The sequence below is a fragment of the Streptomyces sp. NPDC036984 genome, assembly GCF_055607665.1.
Genome location: NZ_JBVJRL010000022.1, coordinates 77,335 through 96,874 on the forward strand (window position 1 = coordinate 77,335; position 19,540 = coordinate 96,874).

The 19,540-nt window shown below is 74.2% G+C and carries 13 protein-coding genes; 9 read left to right on the plus strand and 4 right to left on the minus strand.

Annotation, left to right across the window (positions count from 1 at the left end; genetic code table 11):
• Positions 1-81: 81 nt before the first annotated feature.
• The 3 genes from ACZ7DL_RS31015 to ACZ7DL_RS31025 form a co-directional block, all read right to left on the minus strand.
• On the minus strand, positions 82-981 hold the full coding sequence (locus ACZ7DL_RS31015; RefSeq protein ID WP_470779188.1) for an aminoglycoside phosphotransferase family protein: 900 nt from the start codon (positions 979-981) through the stop codon (positions 82-84).
• A 130-nt stretch (positions 982-1,111) separates the two neighbouring features.
• A complete protein-coding gene (locus ACZ7DL_RS31020; protein ID WP_470779191.1) occupies positions 1,112-1,612 on the minus strand; it encodes a DUF4439 domain-containing protein in 501 nt (166 codons plus the stop codon).
• Positions 1,609-2,106 carry a hypothetical protein gene (locus ACZ7DL_RS31025; protein WP_470779193.1) on the minus strand — a complete coding sequence of 166 codons (498 nt, stop codon included), beginning with the start codon at positions 2,104-2,106 and terminating at the stop codon, positions 1,609-1,611. The genes ACZ7DL_RS31020 and ACZ7DL_RS31025 overlap by 4 nt, the downstream gene beginning before the upstream one ends.
• A 373-nt stretch (positions 2,107-2,479) precedes the next feature.
• Here ACZ7DL_RS31025 and rimP point away from each other — a divergent pair, with 373 nt between their 5' ends.
• The 9 genes from rimP (at position 2,480) to ACZ7DL_RS31070 (ending at position 15,417) form a co-directional block, all read left to right on the plus strand.
• Positions 2,480-2,992: a ribosome maturation factor RimP gene (gene rimP, locus ACZ7DL_RS31030; RefSeq protein WP_470779195.1), complete on the plus strand. Its 513-nt coding sequence runs from the start codon at positions 2,480-2,482 to the stop codon at positions 2,990-2,992.
• Between the two features lie 2 nt (positions 2,993-2,994).
• A complete protein-coding gene (gene nusA / locus ACZ7DL_RS31035) occupies positions 2,995-3,981 on the plus strand; it encodes a transcription termination factor NusA (RefSeq protein ID WP_470779197.1) in 987 nt (328 codons plus the stop codon).
• Positions 3,982-4,071: 90 nt separating this feature from the next.
• Positions 4,072-4,368 carry a YlxR family protein gene (locus ACZ7DL_RS31040; RefSeq protein WP_470779200.1) on the plus strand — a complete coding sequence of 99 codons (297 nt, stop codon included), beginning with the start codon at positions 4,072-4,074 and terminating at the stop codon, positions 4,366-4,368.
• Between the two features lie 145 nt (positions 4,369-4,513).
• Positions 4,514-7,609: a translation initiation factor IF-2 gene (gene infB / locus ACZ7DL_RS31045; RefSeq protein WP_470779202.1), complete on the plus strand. Its 3,096-nt coding sequence runs from the start codon at positions 4,514-4,516 to the stop codon at positions 7,607-7,609.
• Positions 7,610-7,914: 305 nt separating this feature from the next.
• The gene (locus tag ACZ7DL_RS31050) at positions 7,915-8,208 is read left to right on the plus strand and encodes a DUF503 domain-containing protein (protein ID WP_360739639.1); all 294 of its coding nucleotides are present in this window, start codon (positions 7,915-7,917) and stop codon (positions 8,206-8,208) included.
• 40 nt (positions 8,209-8,248) lie between these two features.
• A complete protein-coding gene (rbfA, locus tag ACZ7DL_RS31055) occupies positions 8,249-8,707 on the plus strand; it encodes a 30S ribosome-binding factor RbfA (RefSeq protein ID WP_470779205.1) in 459 nt (152 codons plus the stop codon).
• Entirely contained in the window at positions 8,704-9,609 is a 906-nt protein-coding gene (truB, locus tag ACZ7DL_RS31060; RefSeq protein ID WP_470779207.1) for a tRNA pseudouridine(55) synthase TruB, read from the plus strand. Before rbfA ends, truB begins: the two co-directional genes overlap by 4 nt.
• A gap of 313 nt (positions 9,610-9,922) precedes the next feature.
• Positions 9,923-14,305: a trypsin-like peptidase domain-containing protein gene (locus tag ACZ7DL_RS31065; RefSeq protein WP_470779209.1), complete on the plus strand. Its 4,383-nt coding sequence runs from the start codon at positions 9,923-9,925 to the stop codon at positions 14,303-14,305.
• A gap of 164 nt (positions 14,306-14,469) precedes the next feature.
• Complete coding sequence (locus ACZ7DL_RS31070) at positions 14,470-15,417, plus strand: bifunctional riboflavin kinase/FAD synthetase (RefSeq protein WP_470779211.1); 948 nt, start codon at positions 14,470-14,472, stop codon at positions 15,415-15,417.
• A 99-nt stretch (positions 15,418-15,516) separates the two neighbouring features.
• Here the strand turns inward: ACZ7DL_RS31070 and ACZ7DL_RS31075 are convergent, their stop codons facing one another.
• Positions 15,517-19,335, minus strand: a complete 3,819-nt coding sequence (locus ACZ7DL_RS31075; RefSeq protein ID WP_470779220.1) for an SCO5717 family growth-regulating ATPase — start codon at positions 19,333-19,335, stop codon at positions 15,517-15,519.
• Between the last annotated feature and the right edge of the window lie 205 nt (positions 19,336-19,540).

A 19,540-nucleotide genomic window follows, 5' to 3' on the forward strand; every position in this document is an offset into this window, starting at 1 on the left:
TGAGTCTGTCCGGCCGCGCTCCCCGTCCGGTACGGGCGCGGCTACTCAGCGGTATGCGTACGCGTGCTCTTGCGCCGCCGACTAGAGCCAGCTCGCGAACTCCAGCAGCAGCTCGGCATCCCTCTCCCGGCCGACCCGCCGGGCCCGGATCCCGGACTCCACCGCCCGGAACAGCGTCCAGCCGCGCAGCCGTTCCTGGTCCACCTCCAGGGACTCCGCGAGCCGCTTGATCCGGCGCCGGGTGATGGCCGGCCCGGACGGCGCCGCGATCAGGTCCTCCACCCGGTCCCGCACCAGCCGCGCCAGGTCGAAGGCGCTCTCGCCGACCACCGGGTCCGGGCCCACCGCGAGCCAGGGCGTCCGCTCCCCGGCGAGCACCTTGCTCTGCCGGAACGTGCCGTGCAGCAGCAGGTGCTCGGGCGGCGCGGCCAGCAGCTCCTCGCGGGCGGCGAGCGCCGCGTCGACCAGTGGCGCCGCCTCCGGGTCGGCCTCGGCGCCGGCCCGTATCGCCACCGCCTGCCGGCCGGTGCGCTCGGCGACGGTCTCCAGGACGTTCCCGGCCGGCGGCTCGACCCACAGCCTGCGCAGCGTCCCCGCCGCCTCCAGCAGCGCCTTCGCCTCCGGCAGCGAGCGCACCGACACATCCGGATGCAGCCGCTCCAGCAGCAGCACCCCGTCGTCGGGTTCCGTCTCCAGCAGCTGTACGGCGCCCAGCCCGGCCCAGTGCGCCAGCGCCGCCCGCTCGCTCTCCGGGCGGGCCCGGGGCGGGGCCAGCTTCAGCACGGCTGGGGTGCCGTCCGCCCGCCGCACCAGCACCACCAGGCTGCTTCGCCCGCCGGGCACTTGCACCCGCTCGACGGTCAACTCGCGCCGGGCGACGGCCCGCTCGGCCGTCTCGGGCAGCCGCGCCAGCCAGTCGTCCCCGGCCGGTGCCGTCTCACCGAGCGCCCGCACCAGGCGCTGCGGCGCTTCGAAAGCCATGCGCGAGTCGTTCCCTTCCCGTCTGGTCCTGTCTGGTCCTGTCTGACCTGTCCTCAGGTGGTGCCGTACGGCCGGTCCGCCGTACGGCCCTGTCGTGCGCGCCCCGATGGCGGGCCTGCCGTCGCGGCGGCTAGCGCGACGCCGACGCGCTGGCCGACGGGGCCGGACCGGCCTCGCCCGCCTGCTCGCCGGACCGCTCGGCGAGCCCAGGGAAGGCTACGCTCTCCCCGCTCCAGCGCACCGCCCGCACCGCGGCCTCCCGCAGCGCCCCGGCCGCGTCGGCCCGCCGCGCGCCGGTCGCCGCCCGCACCAGATCCGCGTACACCCCGGCCATCCGCTCCTCCAGCCGCGCGGCCAGCCGCACCGCCGCCGACCCGTCCTGGACCGGGAACGGCAGCGCGTACGCGGCGCTCGCGGCGACCGGTGTGCCGCCCAGGTCGCGCACCGCGCGCACCAGCGCGTCCCGGCGCGCCCGGTGGGCGTCGTACGCCGCCCGTGCCTCGGCCCGGCGCCGCTCGCCGACGCGCCCGCCGACGACCCCGTATCCGTACACGGCCGCGTGCTCCGCCGCCAGCGCCGCCTGGAGCGCGGTCACTTCAGCCGGCTCGTCCCGCTCGGTCACGTCGCTCACCTGGCCCCCTCCGTCAGCAGGTACGCGTGCGCGGCCCCGGCCGCCGCCACCGACGCCAGCAGCCGCGCCAGCTCGCCCGGCGCCTTCAGCAGGTCCTTGGCGCGCTGGTCGGCGAGGGCACGCTCGGCGGCCGCCAGCCCGGCCACGGCGTCCTTCTCGGTGGCCGGGACGGGAGCCGGTGAGGCCGAGGACCGCGTGGGTGCGGGCGTCGTACCGTCCGCGAAGGCCGCCGCGTGCGCCGCGACCTGCGCCCGCAGCGGGCGCAGCCGCTCGGCCAGCGAGGGATGCGCGGCGAGCACGGCGTCGTAGCGCTCCAGCAGCCCCCGGCTGTCCCGCGCCGCACGCGCGCGTCCCCGGGCGGTGGCCGACGGGCCGGTGCCGCCGGAGTCCGGCCCGTCCGAGCAACCCGTCAGCAGGGCGGCGCCGGCGGCCGAGGCGAGCAGGGATCTTCTGCGCGGCCCCGAACGGGCGCGCGGAGGCGGGGGATACGGCACTGCGGACGTCCTCGGGGGCTCGTACGAACACACGGGCGGGAACGCCGGCCCGCCGCTGATCACGGTACCCGCGAACCCGCCGCACGCATGTCACCGGCTCGTGGACCCACCCGAGGGGCGCGGGGCCGTATCGATGTGCGGCTACCGCCGCGCGGGCGCGACAAGCCACGACGGACCCGCACTCGCCCATGCACCACGGCCCCCCGAGCCCGATGGCGCCCGGCCCCACCGCCGCGATGACGCCCATCCCCACCGCCGCGATGGCGCCGGCCCCACCACCGGACGGCAGGACGCAACACTCCGTGCGACCGGATACCCTTTGACCAGACGCGACCCATCCCACAACAGCACACGCGGCCGAGGAGTCACCCGGATGAGCACCACCCAGAGCGAGAGGCTGCGAGAGCTGCTGGAACCGCTCGTCACCTCCCAGGGGCTGGATCTCGAAGAGATCGCCGTGGACTCCGTCGGACGCAAGCGTGTGCTGCGCGTCGTCGTCGACTCCGACACGGGAGCGGACCTGGACTCGATCGCCGATGTGAGCCGTGCGCTCTCGGCGAAGCTGGACGAGACGAACGCGATGGGCGACGCGGCGTACGACCTGGAGGTCGGCACCCCCGGCGCGGAGCGCCTCCTCACCGAGCACCGGCACTTCGTGCGCGCCACCGACCGGCTCGTGAAGTTCCAGCTCACGGAGGACGGCGAGCTGCTCGCCCGGATCCTGACGGTCGACGAGGAGGGCATCGACGTCGAGGTGCCCGGGGTGAAGGGCCGCAAGGCGACCACCCGCAGACTCGGCTTCCCGGAGATCGAGAAGGCGCGCGTGCAGGTCGAGTTCAACCGCAAGGACAGCAAGAAGGACATGAAGGAAGAGGAGGAGGCGTAGCCGTGGACATCGACATGAGTGCCCTGCGGGGCTTGGTTCGGGAGAAGGAGATCTCCTTCGACCTGCTGGTCGAGGCGATCGAGTCGGCCCTCCTCATCGCCTACCACCGCACCGAGGGAAGCCGCCGACACGCGCGCGTGGAGCTCAACCGGGAGACCGGGCATGTGACCGTGTGGGCGAAGGAGGACCCCGAGGACCTCGCGGAGGGGCAGGAGTCCCGCGAGTTCGACGACACCCCGTCCGGCTTCGGCCGTATCGCCGCCACCACCGCCAAGCAGGTGATTCTTCAGCGGCTGCGCGACGCCGAGGACGACGCGACGCTCGGCGAGTACGCCGGCCGTGAGGGCGACATCGTCACCGGCGTGGTCCAGCAGGGCCGCGACCCGAAGAACGTGCTCGTGGACATCGGCAAGCTGGAGGCCATCCTGCCGGTGCAGGAGCAGGTGCCCGGCGAGACCTACCCGCACGGCATGCGGCTCAGGTCGTACGTCGTCCGCGTGGCCAAGGGCGTCCGGGGCCCGTCCGTGACCCTCTCGCGTACGCACCCCAACCTGGTGAAGAAGCTCTTCGCCCTGGAGGTGCCGGAGATCGCCGACGGGTCGGTGGAGATCGCCGCGATCGCCCGTGAGGCCGGTCACCGCACCAAGATCGCGGTTCGTTCCACCCGTTCGGGCCTGAACGCCAAGGGCGCGTGCATCGGTCCCATGGGCGGCCGGGTGCGCAACGTGATGGGCGAGCTGAACGGCGAGAAGATCGACATCGTCGACTGGTCGGACGACCCGGCGGAGATGGTCGCCAACGCGCTGTCACCCGCTCGGGTGAGCAAGGTGGAGGTCGTGGACCTGGCCGCCCGCTCCGCCCGGGTGACCGTGCCGGACTACCAGCTGTCGCTGGCCATCGGCAAGGAGGGCCAGAACGCCCGCCTCGCGGCCCGGCTCACCGGCTGGCGGATCGACATCCGGCCCGACACCGAGCAGGCCGGGGAATAAATCCCAGCCGCAGTTCGCTGAGATCACGACAACAGCCGTTCGATTTTTGCCCCAAAGGGGTGAGGTCGGTACGGGGAGGTAGACTTAACTGTGTCTGGCCGGACGCACACCCGAGCATGCCCTGAACGCACCTGTGTGGGGTGCCGGGAGCGGGCGGCCAAGAACGATCTCTTGCGGATCGTGAAGAGCGAGGACGCCTGCGTCCCCGATCCTCGCGGTACGCTGCCCGGCCGGGGTGCGTATGTGCACCCCGCCCTGGTCTGTTTCGACCAGGCGGTACGCCGCCGGGCGTTCCCGCGGGCACTGCGCGCCCCGGGAGCGCTCGACACAAAGGCGTTGCGTCGATACGTCGAGCAGACAACAGTTGCCGAGCAGGCAACGCCGTAAGACATGCCGTACGGAACCCCGTGCGGTCTGGTACCTCGCGAGTCGAAAGCAGGTCGAGATTGCGATGAGCACTCGATGAGTACGCGATGAGTACGCCCATGAACTAGCGACGGTCCGGCTTCAACCCGGACCTCAAAGGAGCGAAGTGGCTAAGGTCCGGGTCTACGAACTCGCCAAGGAGTTCGGTGTCGAGAGCAAGGTCGTCATGGCCAAGCTCCAGGAACTCGGTGAATTCGTCCGTTCGGCGTCTTCGACCATCGAAGCGCCGGTTGTACGCAAGCTGACTGACGCCTTCCAGGGCGGTGGCAGCGGCAAGTCCGCCGCGAAGCCCGCCCCGCGCAAGGCTTCCCCCAGGCCCGCCGCGCCCTCTCCGGCGCAGGCGGCACGTCCGGCTGCCCCGGCCCCGAGGCCGGCGGCTCCCAAGCCCCCGACGGCGCCCGCTGCCCAGCAGCCGGCCGCCCCGTCGGCCCCCTCGGCCCCGTCGGCGCCGGCCCCCGGCCCGCGTCCGGTGCCGGGTCCCAAGCCCGCGCCGCGTCCGGCCCCGGCCGCCCCGGAGTTCACCGCTCCGCCGGCTGCCCCGGCCCCGCAGGCCCCGCAGGCTCCGGCCGCGCAGACCCCGCAGGCTCCGGCCGCCCAGGGTCCGCGTCCCGGCGCCCGTCCGGGTGCCCCGAAGCCCGGCGGTCGTCCCGCTTCCGGTCAGGGCCAGGCGGCCCGTCCGGGCCAGGGTGGTCAGCGCCCCGGTGGTCAGGCCCCGCGTCCGGGTGCCCGTCCGGCCGGTCCGCGCCCGGGTAACAACCCGTTCACCTCCGGCGGCAACGCCGGCATGGCCCGTCCGCAGGCTCCGCGCCCGCAGGGCGGTCCGCGTCCCGGCCCCGGTGGTCCCGGCGGCGCTCCCCGTCCGCAGGCGCCCGGCGCCCAGGGCGGCGGTCCGCGTCCGCAGACTCCCGGCGGTCCCCGGCCGACCCCGGGCGGCATGCCCCGCCCGCAGGGTGGTCCGCGTCCCGGCCCGGCCGGTCCGCGCCCGAACCCCGGCATGATGCCGCAGCGTCCCGCTGCCGGCCCGCGTCCGGGCGGCGGTGGCCCCGGCGGCCGCGGTCCCGGTGCCGGCGGTCGTCCCGGTGGCGGCGGCGGTCGTCCGGGTGGCGGCGGCTTCGCCGGTCGTCCCGGTGGCGGCGGTGGCGGCTTCGCCGGTCGTCCCGCTGGTCCCGGTGGCGGTGGCGGCGGTTTCGCCGGCCGTCCGGGTGGTCCCGGCGGTGGCGGCGGTGGCCGTCCCGGCTTCGGTGGCCGTCCCGGCGGCCCCGGTGGCCGCGGTGGCACGCAGGGTGCCTTCGGTCGTCCCGGTGGTCCCGCGCGTCGTGGCCGCAAGTCGAAGCGGCAGAGGCGCCAGGAGTACGAGGCCATGCAGGCCCCGAGCGTCGGCGGCGTGATGCTGCCGCGCGGCAACGGCGAGACCATCCGTCTCTCCCGCGGCGCGTCGCTCACGGACTTCGCGGAGAAGATCAACGCCAACCCGGCGTCCCTCGTCGCGGTCATGATGAACCTCGGCGAGATGGTCACGGCCACGCAGTCCGTCTCCGACGAGACCCTGCAGCTCCTCGCCGGCGAGATGAACTACACGGTTCAGATCGTCAGCCCCGAGGAGGAGGACCGCGAGCTGCTCGAGTCCTTCGACATCGAGTTCGGCGAGGACGAGGGCGACGAGGAGGACCTGGTGGTCCGTCCGCCGGTCGTCACCGTCATGGGTCACGTCGACCACGGTAAGACCCGACTGCTCGACGCGATCCGCAAGACGAACGTCATCGCGGGCGAGGCCGGCGGCATCACCCAGCACATCGGTGCCTACCAGGTCGCGACCGAGGTCAACGACGAAGAGCGCAAGATCACCTTCATCGACACCCCGGGTCACGAGGCGTTCACCGCCATGCGTGCCCGTGGTGCGAAGTCGACCGACATCGCGATCCTGGTCGTCGCGGCCAACGACGGCGTCATGCCGCAGACGGTCGAGGCGCTCAACCACGCCAAGGCGGCCGACGTGCCGATCGTGGTCGCGGTCAACAAGATCGACGTCGAGGGTGCCGACCCGACCAAGGTGCGCGGTCAGCTGACCGAGTACGGCCTGGTGGCCGAGGAGTACGGCGGCGACACGATGTTCGTCGACATCTCAGCCAAGCAGGGTCTGCACATCGACTCGCTGCTGGAGGCCGTGATCCTCACGGCCGACGCCTCGCTCGACCTGCGGGCCAACCCGAACCAGGACGCGCAGGGCATCTCGATCGAGTCCCGTCTCGACCGCGGCCGTGGTGCCGTGGCGACGGTCCTCGTCCAGCGAGGCACGCTGCGGGTCGGCGACACGATGGTCGTGGGCGACGCCTACGGTCGCGTGCGCGCCATGCTCGACGACAACGGCAACAACGTCGCCGAGGCCGGCCCGTCGACGCCGGTCCAGGTCCTGGGCCTGACCAACGTCCCGGGTGCGGGTGACAACTTCCTGGTGGTCGACGAGGACCGTACGGCCCGTCAGATCGCCGAGAAGCGTGCCGCCCGTGAGCGCAACGCGGCCTTCGCCAAGCGCACGCGCCGCGTCTCGCTCGAGGACCTGGACAAGGTGCTCAAGGCCGGCGAGGTCCAGCAGCTGAACCTGATCATCAAGGGTGACGCTTCCGGTTCCGTCGAGGCCCTCGAGTCGTCCCTGCTCCAGCTGGACGTCGGCGAAGAGGTCGACATCCGCGTCCTGCACCGCGGTGTCGGTGCGGTCACGGAGTCGGACATCGACCTGGCGATGGGCTCCGACGCCATCGTGATCGGCTTCAACGTCCGTGCGGCCGGCCGTGCCGCGCAGATGGCCGAGCGCGAGGGTGTGGACGTCCGCTACTACTCGGTCATCTACCAGGCGATCGAGGAGATCGAGGCGGCCCTCAAGGGCATGCTCAAGCCGGAGTACGAAGAGGTCGAGCTCGGCACGGCGGAGATCCGCGAGGTCTTCAAGTCGTCCAAGCTGGGCAACATCGCCGGTGTCCTGGTCCGCTCGGGCGAGGTCAAGCGCAACACCAAGGCGCGCCTCATCCGCGACGGCAAGGTGGTCGCGGAGAACCTCACCATCTCCGGTCTGCGTCGCTTCAAGGACGACGTCACCGAGATCCGCGAAGGCTTCGAGGGTGGTATCAACCTCGGAAACTTCAACGACATCAAGGTCGACGACGTCATCGCGACGTACGAGATGCGCGAGAAGCCGCGGGCGTAACAGCCGACGGTGCCTGAAGCTGGCCGGCAGGATCTCGGTCCTGTCGGCCAGCTTGCCGTTGCTGCGGCCAGGCCAGGGGCTCCGCCCCGGACCCCGACCTCTGACCACCCACCACCCGACTCGGTCGGCTGAAGGGCGGGCGGACAGGAGTGGGTCCGGGGCGGAGCCCTCGGCCTGGAGCCGTGACCCACGGTGCGGAAACCCTGTCGAGCCGGCGGCAGGTACGCGGTACGGTTCTTGATGTCCCCGGCCACACGGACCCGGGACCATCGATCCCGTACCGGCGGGCAAACCCGGCTGAGAACATGTACGTGGGGACTCTGTCCTTCGACCTCCTCCTCGGCGACGTCCACTCGCTGAAGGAGAAGCGCTCCGTCGTCCGCCCGATCGTCGCCGAACTCCAGCGGAAGTACGCGGTGAGCGCGGCCGAGGTGGACCACATGGACCTCCACCGGCGAGCGATCATCGGCCTTGCCATGGTCTCCGGCGACGCGGCGCACCTCACCGACGTGCTGGACCGGTGCGAACGGCTGGTCGCCGCCCGCCCCGAGGTGGAGCTGCTGTCCGTACGACGGCGCTTCCACGGCGACGACGACTGACCACAGAACTCAAGCAAGAGAAAGAACGGGAGACGGACCAGTGGCCGACAACGCGCGGGCTAAAAGGCTGGCGGACCTCATCCGGGAGGTGGTGGCCCAGAAGCTGCAACGCGGGATCAAGGACCCGCGGCTCGGCTCGCACGTCACCATCACGGACACCCGGGTCACGGGTGACCTGCGGGAGGCGACCGTCTTCTACACGGTCTACGGCGACGAGGGGGAGCGGCAGGCCGCCGCCGCGGGCCTGGAGAGCGCCAAGGGCATCCTGCGCTCCGAGGTGGGCCGTGCGGCCGGGGTGAAGTTCACCCCGACCCTGACCTTCGTCGCGGACGCCCTGCCGGACACCGCCCGGACCATCGAGGACCTCCTCGACAAGGCCCGGCAGTCCGACGAGAAGGTGCGCGAGGCGGCCACGGGCGCCACGTACGCCGCCGGCGCGGACCCCTACAAGAAGCCGGCCGACGAGGACACCGACACGGACGGCGACGCCGCGGAATGACCCAGAAGCACACCACGCCCGACGGCCTCGTCATCGTCGACAAGCCGTCGGGCTTCACTTCGCACGACGTGGTCGCCAAGATGCGCGGGATCGCGAGGACCCGCCGCGTCGGCCACGCCGGCACCCTCGACCCGATGGCGACCGGTGTCCTGGTCCTCGGCGTCGAGCGCGCCACCAAGCTTCTCGGGCACCTCGCGCTCACCGAGAAGGAGTACCTGGGCACCGTCCGCCTGGGCCAGAACACCCTCACCGACGACGCCGAGGGCGAGATCACCTCGTCCACCGACGCCTCCAAGGTGACCCGCGACGCCATCGACGCCGGCATCGCCAAGCTCACCGGCGACATCATGCAGGTGCCGTCCAAGGTCAGCGCCATCAAGATCGACGGCGTACGGTCGTACAAGCGGGCCCGCGAGGGCGAGGACTTCGAGATCCCCGCCCGGCCGGTGACCGTCTCGTCGTTCACGGTGTACGACGTCCGGGACGCCGTCGCCGCCGACGGCACCCCGGTCCTGGACCTGATCGTGTCCGTCGTCTGCTCCTCCGGCACCTACATCCGCGCCCTCGCCCGCGACCTGGGCGCCGGCCTGGGAGTGGGCGGCCACCTCACCGCGCTGCGCCGGACCCGCGTCGGGCCGTACAAGCTGGACGCGGCGAAGACGCTGGACCAGCTCCAGCAGGAGCTGACCGTGATGCCGATCGCCGAGGCCGCGGCCGCGGCGTTCCCGCAGTGGCAGGTCGACGCCAAGCGGTCCCGGCTGCTGCTGAACGGCGTCCGCCTGGAGATGCCCGACGCGTACGCGGGTGCCGGTCCGGTGGCCGTGTTCGACCCCGAGGGCCGTTTCCTCGCGCTCGTCGAGGAGCACCGGGGCAAGGCGAAGAGCCTGGCCGTCTTCGGCTGAGTTCGCGCCGAGTCTGCGCCGGTCGCCGGTCTGCCCGTCTGCTTGTCCGCCTGCTTGTGTGCCGGTGTGCCTGTCCTGCCGTGGAGCGGCGGCCGGCCACGGTGCCGGGCCAATGCCGCCGCTCCACGGTCCCCCCTCGGTTCCCCCACCCCTAGGGTTATCCAGCAGCATCCGCCTATTCACCCGACCGGGCAGGCGCTCGGAGTGAACCGGGGGAGCGGAAGGGGGCGCGTTCACCGCGAGATCTGTCCCGCCGATCATCACGCGCCTACCGTCGAAGACAGGGCACGGTGACGGGCGGGGAGGTACGGCCATGGCGGGACGGGGCCCGCGCACCGGAGGCGGGCGCCGGGAGCACCGGGATGAGCCGCGTGCGTACGGCGAGCGTATGTACGGCGGATCGGGGCCGGACGAGGGTGCGCGCGAGGCCGCCGGTCCCGGCCGGCGCGCGGACACCGATCGCGCCGACGCCGCCCTGGTCCGGATCCGGGACCTGGCCGGCCGCCCCCGCGGCCTCGGATTCCTCGCCGATCATCAGGGCACCCTGCTCACCAGCCACGAGGCCGTCGACGGCCTGCCCCGGCTGGTGCTGCACGCCGCAGGCGACCGCACCTGTGTGGTGGACGCGGACGACGTCACTCCGCTGCCCGCCCTGGACCTCGCCCTGGTACGTACCGAGGGGCTGGGCGTGGACCCGTTGCCGCTGACCGTGCGGGACCGGATCGACGCCGGCACCTACGTCCAGGTCGTCGCCGGCTGCTGGCGGGAGGCGCGGGTGCTGGCCGCCACCCAGGTGACGTACACCGCCACGGACCGTTTCCACCTGCTGGACGACGCGCTGGAACTGGCGATCGGCACGGCCGGCCGGGACGCGCTCCGGCTCGGGAGCGGTGCGGCCGGCGGACCGGTACTGGACGCCGGTACCGGCGCTGTCCTCGGCGTCCTCGGCACCGCCCTGCACACCGCCCAGCGCGACGCGGGCTTCGCGGTGCCGCTGCGGCCCGCCGACGGCGCGCTCGCGGGCCTGCTCGCGCGGAACGCGGCCACCGTGCCGTCCTACGGCGCCGACCTCAACCTGGCCGGCATCCTCCAGTTGACCACCACCTCGGTGGGCCAGGACGGCCCCCCGGGCGTCCTCACCGGCCACCCGGACGCCCTCGATCCGGTCGAACGCGTGGACGTGGCCCGGGAGTCGGCGGCCTTCACCGACGGCGACCGGCCCGTGCTCGGGCTCGTCGGCGCCCCGGGTAGCGGCCGTACGACGGAACTCGCGGTGCTCGCCGCGCGCCGGGCCCGGGGTGAGCGGCCCGCACCCACGCTGTGGCTGCGCGGCGCCGATCTCGAGGACACCGACGACTCCGTGGCCGACGCCGCCCGCCGCAGCCTCGCGCGGGCCGCCCGGATCGTCGCCGCCGCCCGCTCCGTCGACCCCGAGGACCTCGGCGACGTCACCCCCGAACACCTGGCCCGCGTCGCCGCCCGGGCCGGCCGCCCGCTCCTGCTCCTCCTCGACGGCCCCGAGGAAATGCCCCCCGTCCTCGCCCGCCGCCTGGCCGCATGGACCCAGGGCACGGCGAACTGGCTGCACGAGACCGGCGCCCGTCTGACGGTGGCCTGCCGCGAGGAACACTGGGAAAGGGCGGGAGCCGCCTTCCCGAGGGAGTTGCTCCACGTCCCGGCGGGGTCCGCGGTGCCGGGGGACGGGAGTGGGCCGCTGTGCACGCCGACCGGTCGTGGGACAGCGGCCGATGACACCGTCCGGGACTGCGCCACCGACCCGGACTGCGCCACCGACCCCGACTGCGCCACCGACCCGGACTGCGCCACCGACCCCGACTGCGCCACCGACCCGGACTGCATCCTGCCCGGCGCTGCGCTGTCCGCCTTCGCCCCGGCCGGTTCCGGCGATGCGCTGCACGCCGTGGTGGGCCGCGGGACGGTGCCCTGCGCATCGGCCGACGGCGCCGAGCGTGGTTCGGCGGACGGTGCCGAGCGTGGTTCGGCGGGTGGTGCCGAGCGCGCTTCGGCGCGCGACACCGAGCGTGGTTCGGGCGGCGATGCCGAGCCGTTCCGCAGCCCGGCCGTCCCGGCCGCCCTGCCCGACAGCGCCCAGGCCCAGGGCGCTCCCGCTGATTCCGCCGCCTTGGCTGGCAGGGCCCACACCTTGCGCGTCCCGGCCGCCCTGCCCGACGGCGTCCAGGCCCAGGGCGCTTCCGCCGATCTCACCGCCTTGGCTGGCAGGGCCCACACCCTGCGCGTCCCGGCCGGTCTGACCGACAGCGTCCCGGCTGAAGGCGTCCCTGCCGATTCCGCCGCCTCGGCAGACACCGTCCACACCCTGCGCACCCTGGCCGCCCCCACCGCCCTGACCGACGGCGCCCAGCCGCTGCACCCCACGATCGCCCCCGCGGCCCCACCCGACCCCACACTCGCCCCCGGCACGCCATCGCCCCACGCGACTCCGTCCGACGCCCCGTTCGCCGCCCCCAACCGGCCCGGCCAGGGGCCCCGGACCCCCGCCGACCCGCTTCCTCCCTGTGTGCGGATCGGGGATCTCACTGACGACGAGGGGCGGCGGGCCCGTGCTCGGTACGGGATTCCGGACGGTGCCGTGGTCGAGCCCGACGCCCGGCATCCACTCACGCTACGACTGCTGTCCGAGATCAGGGCGGCCGTCCCGGACGCCCCGGCCGACGGCCCCGTGGACCGGCACGACGTCTTCGCCGCCTACCTCGACCTGATGTGCCTGCGCGTCGCGGTCCGCCTCGCCGCCGCCGGCGGCCTGCGCGGTACGGCCGTACGACGGCTCGCGGCGCGGGTGGCCGGGCAGGTGCACGAGGCCGCCCGGCGCAGCCTCGGACCGGGGCAGGGCGAGCTGGACCGGGAGTCGTTCGAGGCGCTGTTCCCCTGGGGATGCGCCCCGGCCCGGCTCGGCGGTGGTACCGGCTGGGCCTCCGCCGTGCTCACCGAGGGTCTCCTCGTGCCGGCCGGCGGCGGCTACCGTTTCGCCCACGAGGAGCTGGCCGACTGGATCCAGGGCATGCACCTGGACCTGGACGAGGCCCTGCGAGCCTTGGTGCACCGCGCCGGCGTGGCGCGTGAGCCCCGCCCCGCCCCGGTGCCGCACCACCGCGTCGGCCCCGTCGTACAGTCCCTGCTGCTGCTCGGCCGCCAGTACGGTCCCCGGCAACTCGCCCGGCAGCTGCGTGAGTTGGTCGACGCGCTGGAGCGTGACCCCGGCTCCTGGTGGGCCGCCCGGCTGCTCGCCCGGACCCTGGCCCAGGTCCCGGACGCGGCGCCGTACACCGAGGTCCTGCACCTGCTCGCCGACCGCATCGTGGCCTGGCGCCGCGCTCAGCGCCCCGTACCGGCCGAGTTCGGCCCCGCCTTCTGGACCACGCTGCCCGTCTCCGACGCCGAGCGCCTCGACCTGCTGCGCCGGCTCGTGCTGGCGGACCCGGCGCCGCCCGCGACCGGAGACCGCTACCTGGACGCCGTCGCCGCACTGCTCGCCGCCGCCCCCGCCGTCGTACAGCCCCTGCTCGCGCGCTGGTTCGCCGACGAGCGGTCGCTGCCCGCGACCCCGCACGCCACCGTGGCCACCGCCGCGCAGGCGCTGCTGCACACCCACCGGCACGGCGCCCTGGACCAGCTCACCGAGGTGCTGGTCGCCTGTGCGCACCGGCGTGCCGAGGAACTGCTCACCGTCCTCGCGGAAGAGGAGCCGTCGGCCGTCTGCCGGGCCGTCGACCGCTGGGCGCACGACGAGCACCCCGCCCGCCGGGTCGCGGCGGTGGCCTTCGGGCTGCGCGCGGCCCCGCACGTCCGTGCCGAAGCGGACCGCGAACTGCTGCGCTACACCGCGCTCGCCCTGCTCGCCCGCCCCGCCGACTGCACCCTGCACGGCGGCGCCCTGGCCCTGCTGGTCCGCGACCCGCACACCCGCGACCGGCACCTGCCCGCGGCCCTGCGCCACTTCACCGACGGCGACCCGCAGTTCCCGCCGAGCGCCCTGGTCCCGGCCCTGACCACGCATCCCGAGCCGGTCCTGGAGGCGTTCCGGGCCCGCCTGCGCGCCCCCGACGCGGGCGGCCCGGACACCGGTGCGGCCCTGCGCAGCCTCGCCGACGTCACCACCCCGGCCCTGGCCCCCCGGGTCGCCGCCCTCGTCCAGGAGGCGGTGCGGCTGCGCCCGGAGACCGCCGGGCACGTCGCCGGGTACGTCGACCGCCGCCTCGAACAGGGCCCCACCGCCCGCTCGGTCCTGCTGCCCCTGATCACCGGCCTGCTCGACGGCGGCCCCGAACAGGCCCGGGCCGCCCTCGCCACCGTCCTCGCCGCCCCCGGCGCCCCCGCCTCCCGCCCGCTCCGCCGCGAGCTGCTGGAGTTCCTGCTCGCCCGGGAGCAGGAACCGTCCGTCCTGGACGCCGTCCTGCACGCGGCCGCGGCGCACGGCGACGGCCGGGAGGAAGAGGTCCGCGGCCTCGTCCACCGCACCGGTCTGCTCCTCGTCCGCACGCCCGAGGGCGCCACCCGCTTCGACCGCGGACTGGTCGACCTGGGCCGGCACGTCCCCGGCTTCGCCGCACGCATGGCCCGCTGGCTCACCGACACCCCGGACGACTGGGCCGCCGTGGTCGGCCCCAGCACCCGACGCATGCTGGAGAACCTGGCGGGCGTACGCGTACCGGCCTGAACGCGGTGCCGAGCACACGCGCCCGCGGGCGACCAGCACAGCGGAACGTGCGCCCCGTCACAGCCCCCATGCCGATGCTGGCGCGGAGCACCCGGCATGGCACCCTTAGACCTGCACCACGAGGTCAAGGCAGGACACGGACAAGGGTTCGAGGAGCGGTCACAGTGCAGCGCTGGCGTGGCTTGGAGGACATCCCCCAGGACTGGGGGCGCAGCGTCGTCACCATCGGTTCCTACGACGGCGTCCACCGCGGCCACCAGCTGATCATCAAGCACGCCGTCGACCGCGCCCGGCAACTGGGCGTACCGGCCGTCGTGGTCACCTTCGACCCGCACCCCAGCGAGGTCGTCCGCCCCGGCAGCCACCCGCCGTTGCTCGCCCCGCACCACCGCCGCGCCGAACTGATGGCCGAGCTGGGCGTCGACGCGGTCCTCATCCTCCCCTTCACCACCGAGTTCTCGAAGCTGTCGCCCGCCGACTTCGTCGTCAAGGTGCTGGTCGACAAGCTGCACGCCAAGGCGGTCGTGGAGGGCCCGAACTTCCGCTTCGGCCACAAGGCGGCCGGCAACGTCGAGTTCCTCACCGAACAGGGCAAGATCTACGACTTCGAGGTCGATGTCGTCGACCTGTACGTCACCGGCGCGGCCGGCGGCGGGGATCCGTTCTCCTCCACGCTGACCCGCCGCCTGGTCGCCGAGGGCGATCTCGCGGGCGCCCGCGAGATCCTCGGCCGTCCGCACCGCGTGGAGGGCGTGGTCGTCCGCGGTGCCCAGCGCGGCCGGGAACTGGGCTTCCCGACGGCCAACGTCGAGACCCTCCCGCACACCGCCATCCCCGCCGACGGCGTCTACGCCGGCTATCTGCACGCCCAGGGCGAGGTCATGCCGGCCGCGATCTCCGTCGGCACGAACCCGCAGTTCGACGGCACCGAGCGCACGGTGGAGGCGTACGCCATCGACCGCGTCGGCCTCGACCTGTACGGCCTGCACGTCGCCGTCGACTTCCTCGCGTACGTGCGCGGCCAGGCGAAGTTCGAGTCGCTGGAGGCCCTGCTGGAGCAGATGGCCGCGGATGTGAAGCGCTGCCGGGAGATCGTGGCGGCGGAGGAGTAGTCGTTCCCTGTCTCAGCTGTTTCAGCTGTGTTCCAGTTGTTCCGACGGAAAGGGCGGCCGGTGCGGTGAGCACCGGCCGCCCTTTCGCGTCTCGCGGTCCTACTGCTGAGGCGGAGCCTGCGGCGGCTGCTGGCCGTGCGGCGGCTGGGCCTGCGGCTGCGGCTGGGCCTGCGGCTGGGCCTGCGGCTGGGGCTGCCCCGGCTGCTGCGGGTAGCCGGGCGGCGCCGGATAGGGCTGCTGGCCCGGCTGGCCCTGCTGCGCCGGGAAGGGCTGCTGGCCGGGGGCGTACGGCTGACCCGGCGCCTGCGGGTATCCCTGACCCGGGACCTGCGGGGCCTGCGGGTATCCCTGACCCGGGACCTGCGGGGCCTGAGGGGATCCCTGGCCCTGGGCTTGCGGGTATCCCTGGCCTGGGACCTGGGGATATTCCTGGCCCGGAGCCTGCGGGGCCTGCGGATATCCCTGGCCCTGGGCTTGCGGGTATCCCTGACCCGGGACCTGGGGATATTCCTGGCCCGGAGCCTGCGGGGCCTGCGGATATCCCTGGCCCTGGGCTTGCGGGTATCCCTGACCCGGGGCCTGGGGATATTCCTGGCCCGGAGCCTGCGGGTACGGCTGGCCGGTGCCGTACAGCTCGACCGGCAGCGGCTGGCCCGGCATGGGCGGGGCGGCCACCGGCGGCGGGTTGCCGTCGCTCGTCCACAGCCCCTGCGCCTGCTGGTGGCGGGTGAAGTCCTCGGCGATCATCGCGGCGAGGTTGAAGTACGCCTCGCGCGTCTTCGGCCGCATCATGTCGAGGTCGACCTCGGCACCGGCGGCCAGATGCTCGTCGAAGGGCACGACCACGACTCCGCGTGTCCGCGTCTCGAAGTGCGCCACGATGTCCTCGACCTTGATCATCTTGCCGGTCTCGCGGACCCCGGAGATCACGGTGAGGGACCGGGAGACCAGGTCCGCGTAGCCGTGCGCGGACAGCCAGTCCAACGTCGTACTGGCGCTGCTCGCCCCGTCCACGGACGGCGTGGAGATGATGATGAGCTGGTCGGCTAGGTCGAGCACCCCGCGCATGGCGCTGTACAGCAGACCGGTGCCCGAGTCGGTCAGGATGACCGGGTACTGCCGGCCGAGCACGTCGATCGCCCGCCGGTAGTCCTCGTCGTTGAACGTGGTCGAGACGGCCGGGTCCACGTCGTTGGCGATGATCTCCAGACCGGAGGGCGCCTGGGAGGTGAACCGGCGGATGTCCATGTACGAGTTGAGGAACGGGATCGCCTGGACGAGGTCACGGATGGTGGCCCCGGTCTCCCGGCGCACCCGCCGCCCGAGCGTACCGGCGTCCGGGTTGGCGTCGATGGCGAGGATCTTGTCCTGCCGCTCGGTGGCGAGGGTGGAGCCGAGCGCGGTGGTCGTGGTCGTCTTGCCGACACCGCCCTTGAGGCTGATGACCGCGATCCGGTAGCAGGACAGCACCGGCGTACGGATCAGCTCCAGCTTGCGCTGGCGCTCGGCCTCCTCCTTCTTGCCACCGATCTTGAACCGGCCGCCCGCCGCCGCGGGCCGCCCGCTCTTCGCCTTCTGCCGCTTGTTGTTGAGCAGCCGGTCCGAGGACAGCTCCACGGCCGCGGTGTAACCGAGCGGCGCGGCACCGGGGTTGGTCGGCTGCCGCTGGTCATGCTGCACAGGCTGCGGCCACGCGGCCCCGGACCGGGGGTCGACGGGGGCCTGCGGCGCCTGCGGCGCGTCGGGGGCGGGGGCGGAGTCCGGGTTCTGCGGGGCCTGCGGGAAGCCGTAACCGCCGGGCTGGGCCGAGGCGTTGGGGGCGCCGGGCTGGGGGAAGCCGTAGCCGTTGGGCTGTGCCGGAGGGGTGGGCGCGCCCGGCTGCGGGAAGCCGTAACCGCTGGGCGGAGTCGGGCCGTTGGGAGCCGGCTGCGGGGCAGCGGGCTGCGGGAAGCCGTACCCGCTGGGCGGGGTCGGACCGCTGGGGGTCGGCTGGGGGCCGCCGGGCTGCGGGAAGCCGTAACCACCGGGCTGAGCCTGGGGGTTCGGGGTGCCGGGCTGGGGGAAGCCGTAGCCGTTCGGCGGCGTGGGGCCGTTGGGAGCCGGCTGCGGGGTTGCCGCCGGTGCGGGGCCCGGCGCGGTGGGGGCGCCGGGCCGGCCCGGCTGGTTCGGCTGGTTCGGCTGGTTCCACGCGGCGGGTGCCGGCTGCGGGGCCTGCGGCTGGAACGGCGGCTGCTGACCGGGCACGCCGACCGGACCCTGCGCGGCCTGCGGCTGCGGCTGCGGCTGCTGACCGGGCATGGGGCCGGGCTGTGCGGGCTGCTGCGGCGCGGGCTGTGCGGGCCACTGGGTCCCGGCTGCCGGGTGGGCGGGCTGGTACGAGGGCGGCAGCGGCGGCACCCCGCTCTGTGGCCCGGGCGGCGGGGTCCAGCCGGGCTGGGCGCCGTGCGGGGCCTGGGGGGCCGGGGGAGCGGGCGATACGGCGGGCTGGGGAGCGCCGGCCTGCTGCGCACCGGTGTCCGAACCGCCGGTCTGCGCCGCACCGGTGTCCGAGCCGCCGCCCTGCGACGCGCCCGGCTGAGGCTCGCTTTCCTGCGCCACGGCACCGGCTGCCACGGCGTCCACGGCCGCGGCGTTCACGGCCGCGGCGTCCGCAGCCTCGGACGCACCGGGCTGCGCGGCGCCGGCGGAAGCCACCTGCGCGTCGGACCGGCCGCCGTCGGCGGAGCCGTCCCGCACGTCGGAGTGGACGACGTCGGCCGCCCCCTCCTCTGCGGCGGCCGTCTCCCCGCCTTCGGACGCAGCCCTGCCCTGGGGCACGGCCTTGTCCTCGGACACGGCCTTGTCCTCGGACACGGCCTTGTCCTCGGACGCGGCCTCGCTCCGACCCGCCTTGTCCGGACCGCCTTCGCCCGGCTCCTCGTTCCCGCCGGAGGCGAAGCCTTCCGGGCCGGCGGCGTCCGCCACCAAACCCTCCTGCCCGGCAGCCGTCTCACCTGACTCCTCGGCGCTCTCGGCGGGGCTGCCCGGCAGCACGGAGGCAGCCGGCGTGCCATCGTCGGCGCCCGCGCCGTCGGCGGCCACCTCGGCCGAGCCACCCTCGGCGGCAACGGCTCCCGCGGAACCGGCGGAGCCCTCGGCGTCCGAGGTGCTCTCGGGAGCAGCGGCCCCCGCGCCGTCCTCGCCCGCCGCAGCCGCGCTTGCCGCGGAGCCCTCGTCGGCGGACCTGGAGCCCTCGTCGGCGGTCTCGGCCGGCTTCGTGGTGGCAGCCGCGCGCTCGGCGATCTCGGCCATCTGGCGCTTCAGGGCGACGGCGGAGAACCGCATGGTCGCCCCGCTCTCCAGGTCCCCGTTCTGCGTCTCCGGTTCGACCGCGGCGGAAGCGGCCGGCGCTTCCTGCGAAGCAGGTGGCTGCGGCTGCTGAAGCTCGAACCCGTCGGGCAGCCTCGGCATCGGCACGGGGTTGCCGACCGGCGGAGCGGGCTGCGCGGCCGGAGCGAACGGCGCGCCCTCTGCGGGCGCCGACGGTGCGTACGGAGCGCCCTGCGGAGCGGGCGGGGCGGGCGGTGCGTACGGAGTCCCCTGCTGCGGAGTGAACGGCGTGCCCTGCGGAGGGGTGCCTGTCGGCTGGGCGCCCGGCGGGGGCGGCGTCGGGCCCGGTACCGGCGACCCCGTCGGGAACGGCGTCGGCCCGGACGCGGCCGGAGCACCCGGGTCACCGGCAGCACCGGAGCCGTTCGACCCGGCGAAACCGCTCACGCCACCGGAGCCGCCCGACGTGCCGGACGCGTTCTGCGTGTACCAGGCGGGGGGAGCGTAGTCGATGGTGAACTCGCCGGTGGTCTCGATGGCCTCCGCGTCGGGCTGGTCATCGCCGGGTGTGTCCCAGCCCCCGCGCATCCCGTCCCGATCGCTGCTCACAGTTCCTCCTGGTGTGGTCGAGCACCCTCATGCCGTGCCGGGGCGACCATGTCGTGTCGTACCGAATCGTCCGTAGTCTTCGGGGCAGTCCGATTCACCGGCCCTTCCCCCGGGACTCCGACGCCCGGTCCACGGGTCCTGCCATCGCGCCCGCTCCCAGCCTAATCACCACGAGCCACCCCTCGGCAGGCCCGCCCACCTCTCG